Here is a 13,326-nt window from a genome sequence, read left to right as displayed (position 1 = left end):
AACATGTCTTTGAAGCGACTTTACCGTCACATGAACCGAGAGATTGATCAAATCGATCAATTTTTATCAACTCGAGTCAGGACGGACCACCCTGTTATTGAATCGGCATCTCGCCAACTACTCGATGCTGGTGGTAAACGCATCCGACCAGCTTTCGTTTTATTGAGCGCGGGATTCGGTGAGACGAAAGATATCCGTTTGACGAAAGTTGCCTCAAGTCTTGAGTTGATTCATATGGCATCGCTCGTTCATGACGATGTCATCGATGATGCGATGCTGCGTCGGGGGAAACCGACCGTCATGGAGCGTTATGATGAGACCGTTGCGATGTATACCGGAAATACGTTATTCGGAGAGGCGATTCGTCTCGTATCCGAAATCGATTCCCCGGAAGTGATGCGAATCATGGCGGACACGATGGAACGAATTTGTGTCGGCGAAATCAATCAAATCCAAGATCAATATGACTGGGGTCAATCACCTAAGCGATATTTAGATCGAATTGCACGAAAGACAGCCCTTTTGATTGAGACGAGTTGTGCGGCAGGTGCTGTTATTTCAGGGGCGTCACCTCAAGTCGTCAAACAGCTAAGCCTATTCGGATACGACATTGGGATGGCATTCCAAATGACCGATGACTTACTCGATTTCACGGCAAAGAGTTTCCAACTCGGGAAACCGGTCGGAGAAGATTTAAGGCATGGGCATAAGACGTTGCCGCTGCTCTATTCATCGGAGGACCCGACCTTTTACGAGCGTCTCCGTCAAGTGAGTGCATCGACAGACATGGAGATGACAAAATCACTCGTTCGTGAAGTGCAACGAAATGGAACGTTAGAACGAAGCCAACACACGATTGACCGATACGTTGAACGCGCCATCCGACGACTCGATGGGTTGCCAGATGTGCCTGACAAACGATCTTTGATTGAAATCGCTCAATATATCGGGAAGCGTAAATGGTAAATGCCCATGTAACCCCTTTCAAAAATGTGCAGGAGCGTGTACACTAAATACGTACAACGTACACATTTATTGACTTAGGGGGATTTGGGGAATGGAAAAGACATTTTTAATGGTTAAACCGGATGGGGTAAAACGTGGATTGATTGGGGAAATCATCTCACGCTTTGAAAACAAAGGATATACATTGAACCGTCTCGAAATGGTGACACCGTCAGTTGAAGTCGCAGAGGCACACTATGCAGAGCATAAAGAAAAGCCGTTCTTTGGTGAATTGGTTGAGTTTTTGACTTCTGGTCCGGTCGTCGCGATGGAATGGGAAGGGGAAGACATCGTAGCCGTCTCTCGTCTCATGATCGGGAAGACAAAGCCGCTTGATGCACAACCTGGAACGATTCGTGGTGATTTTGCATCGACGATGTCACAAAACGTAATTCATGGTTCTGATAGTGTGGACAGCGCGGAACGCGAATTGGCACTTTGGTTCGCAGGAGTTGCCTCACACGTTTCATGACTTTTCGAAGGGACGGGGAAACCTGTCCTTTTTTTGATTCCCTTTTAAAAGCTTGTGGTCAGAAGAAAGAGGAAATGAGAAAGAATTGAGGTTGAAATTGGTGATGAATGATTATGCCATCTTCGTAAAAAAGTTTTATATCAAGTCTGGAATTGACTTGAATTTATATAAAGAGGCGCAGATGAAGCGTCGGATGGTCGCCTTACGCGAAAAGAAGGGATACGCGTCGTTCCTTGAATACTTAAAGGCGATGGATGCAGATCGCCAGCTCTATGAAGAGTTTCTTGACAGAATGACGATTAACGTGAGTGAGTTTTATCGCAATCCGATACGTTGGCAACAGCTTGAGGAAGATATCCTGCCTCACCTAATTCGCTCAAGTCAAGGGAAACTCCGCGTGTGGAGTGCAGCGTGCTCGACAGGAGAGGAACCATACTCGCTCGCCATGCTATTGTCTAAACATCTGGCACCTTCTCAATTTTCTATTATGGCCACTGATTTAGATGACATCGTCATCGAAAAGGCAAAACAAGGGAAGTATCACGAACGGGCACTTATCGACTTGCCGGATGAGTTTAAAAACCGATACTTTACGCGTCGTGGAGACGACTATTTCATTTCGGATGAAATCAAACAGCTCGTGACGTTTAAAAAACACAATTTACTAGCGGACGTGTACGAACGAAACTTTGATTTGATTGTCTGTCGAAACGTTTTGATTTACTTTACGGAAGAAGCGAAAGAAAAAGTATATACGTCGTTTCAACGTGCCCTTCGTCCGGGAGGAATCTTGTTTGTCGGTGGAACCGAACAAATCTTCCAACCGAAGCGTTACGGCTATGCGATGAAACAAAGTTTCTTTTACGAAAAAACAGATGGATGAGGTGAACAGATGCGCTATTTGACAGCTGGTGAATCACACGGTCCGGGACTGACGGTCATCATTGAAGGTGCCCCTGCCGGTCTCGCTATAGATTTAGATCAAATTAACCTAGAGTTGAAAAAACGTCAGTCGGGATATGGACGAGGACGTCGCATGCAAATTGAGTCAGACCAAGTAGATGTTCGTTCTGGCATACGTCACGGTAAAACGACAGGCGCACCAATCACATTCTGGATTGAGAATAAAGACCATACCCATTGGAAGCACATCATGCAAGCCGAGCCAATCGAAGAGGATGTTGAAATCAAGCGACGAGTCTCACGGCCGAGACCAGGGCATGCCGACTTAGTCGGAGGGATGAAGTATGACCATCGAGATTTACGGGACGTCTTGGAACGCTCGAGCGCGAGGGAGACGGCGGCACGCGTCGCAGTCGGTGCTTTTTGTAAACAATTGCTTCAACAAGTCGGGGTGTCGCTCTTCAGTTACGTCAAAGTGATTGGTGGAGAACGGGCAGAGATACGTACATTTGAATCGCTTCAAGAAGCAAAAGAAGTGATCGACGCCTCACCCGTTCGGACGCTTGACGAAGTAGCGGCTGAGCGGATGATGCGTCGCATCGATGAGGCCAAGGAAAATGGAGACTCGATTGGCGGCATCGTCTGTACGGAAGTCCATGGTGTCGTACCAGGTCTTGGTTCATATGTGCAGTACGACCGTAAATTAGATGCGAAAATCGCGCAGGCGGTCTTAAGTGTCAACGCATTTAAAGGTGTGGAGTTTGGAGATGGTTTTGAAATGGCATACCGTCCCGGTTCTGAAGTGATGGACCCGATTGCTTATGAAGACGAAGGATATACCCGACTCAGTAATCACCTCGGTGGCTTTGAAGGTGGGATGACAACGGGTATGCCGATTGTCTGTTCAGCCGTCATGAAACCAATCCCGACGCTCTATAAACCTCTTCAATCAGTCGATATTGATACGAAAGAGGCATTCCTCGCTCAGATCGAACGGAGCGATTCTTGTGCTGTCCCTGCAGCATCACTCGTCGTCGAGGCGGTCATCGCGTTTGAAATGGCGAAGGAAGTATGTGAGACGTTCGGTCATGATACGATGGATCGAATAAAACACCGAATCGATGAGTATCGAGAGGAGTTACGAGTATGGTGACTATTCCAATCGCGGCATCGACCCCGTATCAGGTTATCGTCGACGATCAAGATCGCTGGATGGAAACAAGTGATTGGTCACGTTACCCGATGCTTTGGGTCGTCACAGATGAACGGGTCGACGCACTTTACGGGGAATCGTTCCTTACAAAGTTGAAGCAAGTCCATCCATGCGTCGTCTCATCTGTCGTCAAGGCGGGTGATGCGTCGAAGTCGTTATCGCAACTCGAACAGCTCGTCACAGAAGGATTGAGACACGGATGCGACCGTCATACTCTGATTGTCGCTTTCGGTGGCGGGATGATTGGTGATTTGGCCGGTTTTTTAGCGAGTGTCTACATGCGTGGTGTGCCTTACATACAAGTCCCGACGACGATTTTAGCACACGATTCGGCTGTCGGTGGTAAAGTCGCCGTCAATCATCCGCTTGCGAAAAATGCGATCGGCTCATTCTATCAACCGATTGGTGTCTATTATAATGTTTCTCGACTTCATACCTTGCCGATCCAAGAAGTTCGGAGCGGTCTCGGTGAACTATTGAAACATGCGTATTTATCACGTTACGTCCTCGAATCCTCTTTCGAGGACGACTTGTTTTCCGCTCTTTCTAAACATCAGGAATTGGATTGGGTCACATGGCTCGCACGCGGCATTGAAGTGAAACGAGCAGTTGTCGAGAAAGATGAGCAAGAGCAAGGTATTCGCGCTTGGCTCAACTTCGGGCATACGTTCGGTCATGCGCTTGAGTCCGTCGAAGCGTACCGTATCCCTCACGGAGAAGCGGTGTTACATGGGATGGTGTTTGCCTTTTTACTATCGGGAGACGAGACACGGGCGAAACGATTGTTTGATTGGATTCGTCTGAACGATGTCACACCGATTGACTGGAAACCGTTCGAGCAATATGTCGAAAAAATGGTTCGGGATAAAAAGAATCGTCACGGCGAAATTCGGTTCGTCTTGCTCCGTGACACGATTGTCGTTGAATCTGTGCCGCTCGAGCACCTTGAACATACATTTGAACAGATGAAAGGATGGTGGGAATGATGAGTTTAAACGGTTCAATCCGTGTGCCGAGTGATAAGTCGATCACTCATCGTGCGCTTTTATTCGGCATGATGGCGACTGGGACGACGCGCGTCGTGCATCCACTACTCGGTGCCGATTGTCGCTCTACGCTCGACATCATTCGATCACTCGGAGCAGAAGTGATTGAAAAACAAGACGAACTCCTCATCACGGGGATCGAGTCACCGCGTTCGGCACGATTAGACTGCGGGAACTCAGGGACGACGATGCGCTTGTTGATTGGACTCTTATCGGGGTATGATGGGTCATTTGAACTCGTGGGAGATGAGTCATTGTCAAAACGTCCGATGCGACGTGTCAACGCACCACTCCGTGAAATGGGAGCGGACGTGAAAGGTGATCTGGCGCCAATCGTGATTGAAGGAAAAACGCTACAATCCATCGACTATACGTTACCGGTAGCGAGCGCCCAAGTGAAATCGGCTGTCCTCCTTGCCGGGTTACGTGCGGAAGGGACGACGATTGTTCGTGAGCCGATATTGTCTAGAGACCATACCGAGCGAATGTTGCCGCTCTTTGGGGCGCAGCTCACTGTTGATGCGGAAAAAGGGGAACGAATCATTCGTGTCGAACCTTCTCGACTAAGTGGCGCGAAGGTCGATGTACCGGCAGACCCTTCGTCGGCTGCCTTCTTCTGGGCAGGGGCGGCCATCGTGCCGAATAGCTCCGTTACGACGACGGACGTCTGTTTGAATGAGACGCGAATCGGATTTTTGCGGACGCTCGAACGGATGGGGGCACACGTCATCATCTCCAATGAACGAACCATCGGGGAGGAATTGGTCGGTGACGTCACGGTGACGACAAGTGAACTGTCTGGCACGGTCGTAGAAGGGGATCTGATTCCGTCACAAATCGATGAGTTGCCGTTATTCGCACTCGTCGCTTCACAGGCAAATTCTCCGTCAATCGTGAAAGACGCAGCAGAACTGAGAGTGAAGGAGACGGACCGGATTGATGTGGTCGTCTCGGAGTTGCGAAAATTGGGGGTGGACATCGTTGGAAAAGAGGATGGATTTATCGTAAAACCGAGTCGTCTTCATGGCGGAAACGTCTCGGCTCATGGTGACCATCGTCTGTCGATGATGTTACAAGTCGCTACACTCGTCACGGATGAAACGATCCAGATTGAAGGCATTGATGCGTCCGATGTCAGCTATCCCGGCTTCCGTCAAGATTTACAACAGATTCAACGTGAGATAGAATAACGACAAACCGAAGGCCAGGAGGACGAAACATGCTAGATGAAGCAGCATTAACACATATTATCGAGATGCTTGAATCAGGAGAGACTGAACATGCTCTTGCACATATAGAAGAACTTGAGAAAGACGGGTCGGATGATGATCGCTTAGCGATTGCTGATTTGTATTTAGAGCTTGGTCTTGCCGACCGAGCGACAGAAGTCCTTTCAAAATTGTACGTGGATTACGAAGGTGACCCAAACGTCGCCCTTTCACTTGCAGAGGCATATTTAGACAGTGACCGTGAAGAAGAGGCGATTGCTGTTTTAGAGAAGGTCAAGTCAGATGACGCGGAGACGCAAGTGAGAATTCTCGTCTTATTAGCTGATTTGTATCAATCTCAGGGGCTCGATGAGGTAGCCGTGAAAAAATTGATGGAAGCTCTTGAAAAGAATCCAGACGAACCATTACTCATCTATGGGTTGGCGGAATTGTACGCATCGACGGGGTCGTTTGAGCAGGCCATCCCGCTCTATGCACGTTTACCTAAAATGAATTTGCCGTCCGAGATCGATTATCAAGCGGACTATGCGGAAGCACTCACAATGGTTGGGTCGTTCGAAGAAGCGCTCGACGAGTATGAAAAAGCAACACATCGTAATTTAAATACCGTCTTCGGACATGCGATGACAGCACATCGAATCGGTCGAGAGGAAGTTGCCATCAAGCAGTTTAAAGAGCTTCAGGCGATGGACCCGGACTTTACCTCGCTCTATCTTCCTTACACCGAAGCATTGGACGCGAATGGACAGACGGAAGAAGCGCTTGAAATCGTCGATCAAGGAATCACGCGCGACGACTATAATGACGAACTTCGTCACGTCAAAGCGAAATTGCTCCTCAAACTCGGTAATCGCGATGGGGCCGTTAAAGAGCTTCGAGAAGCACTCGTCTTGAATCCGGAATCACTACAAGCGACAGAATTGATCTTATCGATTTTATTCGAAGCAGGAGAAATCGATGACGTCCTCGAAACAATAGATGCACTTGAAGATCATACGACGTCCCCGCTGATGACTTGGTACAAGGCGAAGGCGAAATATGAGCTCGAGGAATATGACGAAGCTGTCAGTTTATATGCCTCGATTGAGCCGATGATGAAAGAGGACGTGTCATTTGTGACAGAATGGGCTACACTGTTGATAGAGGAAGGTCGTAGACAAGACGCGAGACGTGTGGTCGAGCAATCGCTTGCACTAGTGGTCGATCTTGAAGATCGCCAAGTGCTCGAAGACCAGCTCGAACAATTGTCTGATGACGTAGAATGATAAAGGGAAGGGAATGAGGTCAGATGGTCGAGCGGAAACGGAATTTTTTGAAGCGATTTGTCGCTCATCATACACTTCGGAAACGTGAAGCGAAATGGATTCTTGACTACTGGTTGAGACATCCGGATAAGCTTGGCAACGTTCATTTCGTAACAAACGCCTCGGTCTCGCCACGAAGTCTTGTGATGACGGCGTACGGATTTGACGGTGAACCGTTTCGATATCGACGGGGAGACCTTGTGACCATGAATCCTGAAAAGGCTTATCATGACATCCGTCTGCACGATGGGCCAATTTATGTGGAATTGAATTTTCAAGGCATGATGATTGATGAGAATTGGATTGACATCGTGGAGCAAAATCCGTTTGAACCGGTGGCGGAAGTGAAAGATGAAGTATCGTCTTCTGCTCAGACGGTCATTCAAGCTTCCGTTGCCCAATTCGAAGAAGAGCGTTTATTGATTGAAATCGATAAAGCACTCGACCGTCGGGACGAGAACTTATTCCGCAATTTGACGAGTCAACTCCACCAAGTACGGGAATCTAAATTATTTTGAAAAAAACAAGCGCTTCCGTTCCGGTTGGCGCTTGTTTTTTGGTATATTAATAACGTAGGAATACACAATTATTTCACAGTTCGTTCATAAGTTTGAAACGTGAACGAAGTCATGTACGATACAATAGACATGATGAGATAAGTTGGAGAGGAGGGAAAAGATGAGGTTCGATAGTCAAGGGGCACTGCGCTCGATTGCCGAACGACAATACGTCGATACGCTCATCGTTCCGCTCGCAGAATTGGCGTTTGGTGAGGATATGGTTCGTAAAGCCGAAAGCTATGAAGTCATTCATGCTGTCACGGTCGAGACAGAACGTCAATTATCTGGTCGGACGATGCTCAGCCCAACGCTCAGTTACACCGATGTGGAAGCTGGTGTGGAACTGGTGAAAGATGTGGTGGCAAAAGCGGAATCATCCGGTTTTTCTCACGTTTTGTTTATTGCGTCAGACGTCCGTTTCAAGCCATATGATTTGCCGATTTTGTTCGTACCACCGCTTGCGCTAGGAGCGATGTCGAGCGATCAGGCGCACACGATGGTTCAAAATTTTGCGACACAAGTTATCACGGAACTTTCGAGCCGTTGGATGGCGACATGAAGCGGTTGACGTAGAGGTTTTATTGATATACTATTTTGTTGAGTGAGAAATTTTTGTGAAGAATGCATAAAGAATTATGGGGTTATGCACACGAATGAGGGGGGAACGAAATGGCTCAAAATGGGTCAAAAGTCACGCGCCGTCAGTTCTTAACGTACACACTGACTGGAGTAGGTGGCTTTATGGCGGCAACATTGATCAGTCCGATGGTCAACTTTGCGATTGATCCGGTTTTGAAAAAATCTGGAGCAGGCGACAAAGTAAAAGTAATGAGTCTTGATGACATCACGACTGAGCCGCAACGTGTCGACTTTAAGAAACAAACACAAGATGCTTGGTACGAATTTGAAGAAACGCTCTCAGCATGGGTATACAAAACAGAAAGTGGCGAAATCATCGCACTCTCTCCGATTTGTACACACCTCGGCTGTCAGGTAGCTTTTGCGGGTGATCCGACTCGTCCACAAGAATTTTTCTGTCCGTGTCACTTAGGACGTTACGAAAAAGATGGAACGAACATCCCGGGTACACCACCAACAGCACCACTTGCACGTTATGAAAAAGAAGAAAAAGATGGCTTCCTATACCTAGGTAGCCCAATTTCACAGAAGTGAGAGGGGGACTAGTCGATGTTACAAAAAATTTATGATTGGGTCGATGAGCGCGTAGACATCACACCACTTTGGCGCGATATCGCAGACCACGAAGTACCAGAACACGTCAACCCTGCCCATCACTTCTCTGCATTTGTCTATTGTTTTGGTGGTTTGACGTTCTTTACAATCGTCATCCAAATCCTTTCAGGGATGTTCTTGACGATGTACTATGTACCAGATATCATCAACGCGCACGCGTCGGTATACTATTTGCAAAATGAAATCGCACACGGACAAATCGTTCGTGGGATGCACCACTGGGGCGCATCCGTTGCAATCGTCATGTTATTCTTACATACGCTCCGCGTGTTCTTCACGGGATCGTATAAGAAGCCACGTGAGCTTAACTGGGTCGTCGGTGTTCTCTTGTTCTTCGTCGTCTTGGCGCTTGGACTCACAGGATACTTGCTTCCATGGGACATGAAAGCATTGTTCGCAACGAAAGTTACGCTTCAAATCGCTGAAAGTGTACCGGTCATCGGTGGTATTGCGAAGACACTTCTCGCCGGTGGTGAGATTGTCGGGGCGAGCACGCTCGCACGATTCTTCGCCATCCACGTCTTCTTCTTACCGGCGGCATTGTTCGGACTATTGGGAGCCCACTTCTTGATGATTCGTAAACAAGGGGTTTCTGGACCGCTATAAGCCGATTCGAGGAGAAAAAGGAGGAGAAACGATATGCATCGCGGTAAAGGGATGAAATTTGTAACCGACTCTCGAGTAGGAATCTCGAATCGGAAACAAAACATTGCAAAAGACTATTCAGAATACCCAGGACGCACAGAGGCGTTTTGGCCGAACTTCTTGCTTAAAGAGTGGATGGTAGGGTCGGTCTTCTTGATCGGCTTCATCGCTTTGACAATCGTCGAAGCACCACCGCTTCAAAATATCGCCGATCCAACGAACACGTCATACATTCCATTACCGGACTGGTATTTCTTGTTCTTGTATCAATTACTCAAATATCAATTCGCTGCAGGAGACTGGATCTTGCTTGGTACGGTCATCATTCCAGGTTTGGCGTTCACGGCACTTCTCATCGCACCTTGGCTTGACCAAGGTCTCGAGCGTCGTCCGGCGAAACGTCCAGTCGCCATCAGTTTCATGTTGCTCGGTATTCTCTCGGTCTTCTACTTGACTTGGGAATCTGTTCAAACGACACACTGGGATCAAGTCCACGCTCAAGGTGAACTTCAAATTCCAGGTGAAGGTCCTGAAATTGATACAGCTGCACCAGGATATGAGATTTATTCAGCTCAATCTTGTGTGAACTGCCACGGTCAAAACCTAGAAGGTGGAGCAGCAGCTCCAGCACTCGTCGGAACACAGTACACAGCTGAAGAGATTGCGGATATCGCTGTAAACGGGATTGGGACGATGCCTGCTGGTCAGTGGGACGGCTCACCTGAAGATTTACAAGTACTATCTGAATTCATCGCTTCATATGGTGAGGGCGGCGAAAATAACGAGTAAGCCATAAAGTGTAGCCTGAGAAACCAGGCTACACTTTTTTACTTATGTATTCGTATTGCGATAAACTGAAGAAAAAAGGATTGAGAACATGAACCCGACGTTTTTAAACACTTTCTTAATGAATCGAATCGTACTGACGCTATTATTTGTCATCAACTTAGGCGGTACGATTTACGGTTATATTTGGTATGAGCCTCAGCTGCGGGACACACCATACGTCTATTGGCCGTTTGTCCCGGACAGCCCGACAGCATCCCTCTTCTTTACGATCGTCCTCGGATTATGGATCGTGAATAAGCGTTCACCATTATTCGAGACGCTTGCATTCATTACCTTAATCAAATACGGCGTTTGGGCCGTCATCATGAATATCATGTTTTTAGGGACGTTACCCGTGGATGCACCGACCATCACCATCTTAATGGCGGTCATGTTGATGGTTTCTCATGGAGCGATGGCGCTTCAAGCACTCATCTACGCACCTTTTATGAAATGGACGATTACATCGTTTGTCTGTACATTGATTTGGGTAATTCATAATGACGTAGTTGATTATGTGCTCGGTCAATGGCCTCGCTATCCGTCACTCGCGGAACATATCATGTGGATCGGCTACGGCTCGTTTTGGTTAACGGGATTATGTTTTTTTATGGGATATGCGTTCGTCCTACGCCCTTCGCTTGAAAATAAGTTCATAAGAATGTAAAATCAAATTATCAAATACACGCAGAGGTGAAATAGAAAATGTCATTAGGTGGCTATATTTTCTATCTTGCACTGATTATGCTCATCCCCTTATGGGCCCAGATGCGAGTGAAAAGCACGTACAAACAGTTTTTAAAACAGCCGCTTCAAAGCGGTGTCACCGGCGCACAAGTCGCTGATTTCATCATGAAACAAAACGGTGTCCACAACGTACGAATCGAGATGGTCGATGGACTCATGAGCGACCACTATGATCCGGTCAATAAGGTCGTCCGTCTCTCTCGTGAAGTGTATCAAGGTTCGACGATTTCGTCGGCAGCCATCGCGGCCCACGAGATCGGTCACGTCATTCAAGATGCGACCGACTACAAGATGATGCGCGTTCGACATAGCCTCGTTCCAGTCGTCAACATCACGTCGAACTTGTCGTTCCCATTGTTACTCGGTGGTTTCTTGTTCGGTGCACTCGGATTGGCACAGCTCGGTGTCATCATGATGCTCGGGGCGGTCGTGTTCCAATTGATCACGCTCCCGGTCGAGTTCGATGCGTCGAAACGAGCGATGGCTCAGTTGACGTCACACGGCATCGTGACGGCGACAGAAGAGTCTGGCGCACGGAAAGTATTGAATGCCGCAGCATGGACGTATGTGGCTGCAACGCTCGTAGCCGTTGCCGAACTCATCCGTTTGGCGCTCATCGTCTTCATGCCACGTGAGGAATAGAACGAAATCCCGTCAAGAATCGGCGGGATTTTTTTATTTTTTGATGAAAGGAAATGTTGTTGATGAAACCGCAACTGACAGAGTACGGTCATGAGCAATTGAAAAATAAACTAGCCATGTTAAAGCAAGACAGGACGGATGCGCGTGAACGTATACGTACAGCGCGGAAATTTTGTGATTTTCGAGAAGATGTCACCTATACTGAGGCGGTACGGGAATATGAGCGGGTAGAGGCGGATATTCAAGACCTTGAGCGCCTGCTTGCCGACGTGACAATCGTCGAATCCGAACAGTCAGAAGTCGTGACGTTCGGGAATCGGGTCGTGATTCGTGAAGGCGACGAGGATACCGAGAGTTATCGAATCGTGAGTGAGGCAGAAGCGGATCTAGAACGAGGAAGCATTTCGATGACATCACCACTCGGTCTTAGTTTGATGGGGGCGACAATTGGTCAAACGATTCAAGTTGAAACGCCAGGAGGCACGATTCAAGTCGAGGTGCTCAGCATCGAGCCATAAAAAATCGCCCGTTCATTCCTGTGAACGAGGCGATTTTTTGCTTATTTCAGCGGCATTCGATTCTCATCGAAAGTAAAGCCCTCTCCGCCCACTTCATAGACGTGATGGAATGTGACGAACGCATGGGGATCGATCTGTTTGACGATCGTCTTCAAGCGATTCACTTCATTTCGCCCGACGACGACGTATAGCACTTCAAGTTCACGGTTCGAATAGCCACCTTTGGCAAGTAGTCTTGTCGTGCCGCGATTCATCGTCGCATGAATACCGTCGGCGATGGCAGTCCGGTGGTCGCTGATGATCATCGCCGCCTTACCGGCATACGTTCCTTCTTGCATCGAGTCGATGACACGTGCCCCGATATAGACGGCGAGAAGCGTATACATCGCCTCGCGGATATCGAGATACGTCAAACTGAGAACGATGACAAAGAAGTCAAAGATGAGGAACGTCTTTCCAATCGACCAGCCGATATAGCGTTGTACGAGTCGCGCGATGATATCGACGCCACCAGTCGTTCCGCCATTGTTAAAGATGATTCCGAGTCCGACTCCGATAAAGAGACCGGCAAACAAACTTGCGAGCACCATGTCATCCGTTAGGTCGATGACGAGTGTAGAATATTTAGCGATGAGTGCATACCAAAGTGAAAATGAGAATGTCCCGATAAGTGTATAGACGAAAGTCGTTCGCCCTAACAACTTATAACTCATGAAAAAGAGTGGGATATTTAACGCCAAGTTCGTGATGGAAGGCGAGATATCAAAGAGACCCCGAAGAATCAAGGTGATCCCGGTGAACCCCCCCTCTGCCAAGTTGTTTTGGACGTTGAAGTGATAAACGCCGAATGCAAAAATAAAAGAACCTATTAAGATGAAAATAATATTTCGAACACGAATCGGTAATTGTACCGTCATTAGGTTCACCTCCCCTTAGATAGAGTACTCGAAAAACAGTTCG

The 13,326-nt window shown here is 47.8% G+C and carries 16 protein-coding genes; 15 read left to right on the top strand and 1 reads right to left on the bottom strand.

What is annotated here, in order from left to right:
• Nucleotides 1-3 precede the first annotated feature (3 nt).
• The 15 genes from PQI28_RS00455 (at nt 4) to PQI28_RS00385 (ending at nt 12,366) form a co-directional block, all read left to right on the top strand.
• Nucleotides 4-966, top strand: a complete 963-nt coding sequence (locus tag PQI28_RS00455) for a polyprenyl synthetase family protein (protein WP_337873717.1) — start codon at nt 4-6, stop codon at nt 964-966.
• A 91-nt stretch (nt 967-1,057) separates the two neighbouring features.
• On the top strand, nt 1,058-1,477 hold the full coding sequence (gene ndk, locus PQI28_RS00450) for a nucleoside-diphosphate kinase (RefSeq protein WP_214691868.1): 420 nt from the start codon (nt 1,058-1,060) through the stop codon (nt 1,475-1,477).
• A 103-nt stretch (nt 1,478-1,580) separates the two neighbouring features.
• Complete coding sequence (locus PQI28_RS00445) at nt 1,581-2,360, top strand: CheR family methyltransferase (RefSeq protein ID WP_214783668.1); 780 nt, start codon at nt 1,581-1,583, stop codon at nt 2,358-2,360.
• A 9-nt stretch (nt 2,361-2,369) separates the two neighbouring features.
• Nucleotides 2,370-3,533: a chorismate synthase gene (aroC, locus tag PQI28_RS00440; RefSeq protein ID WP_214783665.1), complete on the top strand. Its 1,164-nt coding sequence runs from the start codon at nt 2,370-2,372 to the stop codon at nt 3,531-3,533.
• The gene (locus PQI28_RS00435) at nt 3,527-4,579 is read left to right on the top strand and encodes a 3-dehydroquinate synthase (protein ID WP_339962317.1); all 1,053 of its coding nucleotides are present in this window, start codon (nt 3,527-3,529) and stop codon (nt 4,577-4,579) included. Before aroC ends, PQI28_RS00435 begins: the two co-directional genes overlap by 7 nt.
• The gene (aroA, locus tag PQI28_RS00430) at nt 4,579-5,829 is read left to right on the top strand and encodes a 3-phosphoshikimate 1-carboxyvinyltransferase (protein WP_339962316.1); all 1,251 of its coding nucleotides are present in this window, start codon (nt 4,579-4,581) and stop codon (nt 5,827-5,829) included. The genes PQI28_RS00435 and aroA overlap by 1 nt, the downstream gene beginning before the upstream one ends.
• A gap of 29 nt (nt 5,830-5,858) precedes the next feature.
• On the top strand, nt 5,859-7,133 hold the full coding sequence (locus PQI28_RS00425) for a tetratricopeptide repeat protein (protein WP_339962315.1): 1,275 nt from the start codon (nt 5,859-5,861) through the stop codon (nt 7,131-7,133).
• Nucleotides 7,134-7,156: 23 nt separating this feature from the next.
• The gene (locus PQI28_RS00420; RefSeq protein ID WP_214691878.1) at nt 7,157-7,690 is read left to right on the top strand and encodes a ReoY family proteolytic degradation factor; all 534 of its coding nucleotides are present in this window, start codon (nt 7,157-7,159) and stop codon (nt 7,688-7,690) included.
• 160 nt (nt 7,691-7,850) lie between these two features.
• Complete coding sequence (locus PQI28_RS00415; RefSeq protein ID WP_224860738.1) at nt 7,851-8,291, top strand: DUF2487 family protein; 441 nt, start codon at nt 7,851-7,853, stop codon at nt 8,289-8,291.
• A 110-nt stretch (nt 8,292-8,401) separates the two neighbouring features.
• Nucleotides 8,402-8,905, top strand: a complete 504-nt coding sequence (locus tag PQI28_RS00410) for a QcrA and Rieske domain-containing protein (RefSeq protein ID WP_214691882.1) — start codon at nt 8,402-8,404, stop codon at nt 8,903-8,905.
• A gap of 15 nt (nt 8,906-8,920) precedes the next feature.
• Complete coding sequence (gene qcrB, locus PQI28_RS00405; protein WP_015881478.1) at nt 8,921-9,592, top strand: menaquinol-cytochrome c reductase cytochrome b subunit; 672 nt, start codon at nt 8,921-8,923, stop codon at nt 9,590-9,592.
• A 33-nt stretch (nt 9,593-9,625) separates the two neighbouring features.
• Entirely contained in the window at nt 9,626-10,420 is a 795-nt protein-coding gene (locus PQI28_RS00400; RefSeq protein WP_074034621.1) for a menaquinol-cytochrome c reductase cytochrome b/c subunit, read from the top strand.
• Between the two features lie 88 nt (nt 10,421-10,508).
• Nucleotides 10,509-11,126 (top strand): DUF1405 domain-containing protein, encoded by a 618-nt coding sequence (locus tag PQI28_RS00395; protein ID WP_214691884.1) that lies wholly within the window; start codon nt 10,509-10,511, stop codon nt 11,124-11,126.
• Between the two features lie 38 nt (nt 11,127-11,164).
• Nucleotides 11,165-11,848 (top strand): zinc metallopeptidase, encoded by a 684-nt coding sequence (locus PQI28_RS00390; protein WP_214745364.1) that lies wholly within the window; start codon nt 11,165-11,167, stop codon nt 11,846-11,848.
• Nucleotides 11,849-11,910: 62 nt separating this feature from the next.
• Nucleotides 11,911-12,366 carry a GreA/GreB family elongation factor gene (locus PQI28_RS00385; protein ID WP_339962314.1) on the top strand — a complete coding sequence of 152 codons (456 nt, stop codon included), beginning with the start codon at nt 11,911-11,913 and terminating at the stop codon, nt 12,364-12,366.
• 41 nt (nt 12,367-12,407) lie between these two features.
• Here the strand turns inward: PQI28_RS00385 and PQI28_RS00380 are convergent, their stop codons facing one another.
• Nucleotides 12,408-13,283, bottom strand: a complete 876-nt coding sequence (locus PQI28_RS00380) for a YitT family protein (RefSeq protein WP_074034617.1) — start codon at nt 13,281-13,283, stop codon at nt 12,408-12,410.
• Nucleotides 13,284-13,326 lie beyond the last annotated feature (43 nt).

The sequence above is a fragment of the Exiguobacterium sp. USCH10 genome, assembly GCF_037619445.1.
Classification (GTDB): domain Bacteria; phylum Bacillota; class Bacilli; order Exiguobacteriales; family Exiguobacteriaceae; genus Exiguobacterium; species Exiguobacterium aestuarii_A.
This window is presented reverse-complemented; position numbering and strand designations above follow the sequence as displayed.

What these genes read in the sequence shown, in the direction of transcription:
- PQI28_RS00455 (WP_337873717.1), top strand. Translation starts at nt 4, where the DNA reads ATGTCTTTGAAGCGACTTTACCGTCACATGAACCGAGAGATTGATCAA.
- ndk (WP_214691868.1), top strand. Translation starts at nt 1,058, where the DNA reads ATGGAAAAGACATTTTTAATGGTTAAACCGGATGGGGTAAAACGTGGA.
- PQI28_RS00445 (WP_214783668.1), top strand. Translation starts at nt 1,581, where the DNA reads ATGAATGATTATGCCATCTTCGTAAAAAAGTTTTATATCAAGTCTGGA.
- aroC (WP_214783665.1), top strand. Translation starts at nt 2,370, where the DNA reads ATGCGCTATTTGACAGCTGGTGAATCACACGGTCCGGGACTGACGGTC.
- PQI28_RS00435 (WP_339962317.1), top strand. Translation starts at nt 3,527, where the DNA reads ATGGTGACTATTCCAATCGCGGCATCGACCCCGTATCAGGTTATCGTC.
- aroA (WP_339962316.1), top strand. Translation starts at nt 4,579, where the DNA reads ATGAGTTTAAACGGTTCAATCCGTGTGCCGAGTGATAAGTCGATCACT.
- PQI28_RS00425 (WP_339962315.1), top strand. Translation starts at nt 5,859, where the DNA reads ATGCTAGATGAAGCAGCATTAACACATATTATCGAGATGCTTGAATCA.
- PQI28_RS00420 (WP_214691878.1), top strand. Translation starts at nt 7,157, where the DNA reads ATGGTCGAGCGGAAACGGAATTTTTTGAAGCGATTTGTCGCTCATCAT.
- PQI28_RS00415 (WP_224860738.1), top strand. Translation starts at nt 7,851, where the DNA reads ATGAGGTTCGATAGTCAAGGGGCACTGCGCTCGATTGCCGAACGACAA.
- PQI28_RS00410 (WP_214691882.1), top strand. Translation starts at nt 8,402, where the DNA reads ATGGCTCAAAATGGGTCAAAAGTCACGCGCCGTCAGTTCTTAACGTAC.
- qcrB (WP_015881478.1), top strand. Translation starts at nt 8,921, where the DNA reads ATGTTACAAAAAATTTATGATTGGGTCGATGAGCGCGTAGACATCACA.
- PQI28_RS00400 (WP_074034621.1), top strand. Translation starts at nt 9,626, where the DNA reads ATGCATCGCGGTAAAGGGATGAAATTTGTAACCGACTCTCGAGTAGGA.
- PQI28_RS00395 (WP_214691884.1), top strand. Translation starts at nt 10,509, where the DNA reads ATGAACCCGACGTTTTTAAACACTTTCTTAATGAATCGAATCGTACTG.
- PQI28_RS00390 (WP_214745364.1), top strand. Translation starts at nt 11,165, where the DNA reads ATGTCATTAGGTGGCTATATTTTCTATCTTGCACTGATTATGCTCATC.
- PQI28_RS00385 (WP_339962314.1), top strand. Translation starts at nt 11,911, where the DNA reads ATGAAACCGCAACTGACAGAGTACGGTCATGAGCAATTGAAAAATAAA.
- PQI28_RS00380 (WP_074034617.1), bottom strand. Translation starts at nt 13,283, where the DNA reads ATGACGGTACAATTACCGATTCGTGTTCGAAATATTATTTTCATCTTA.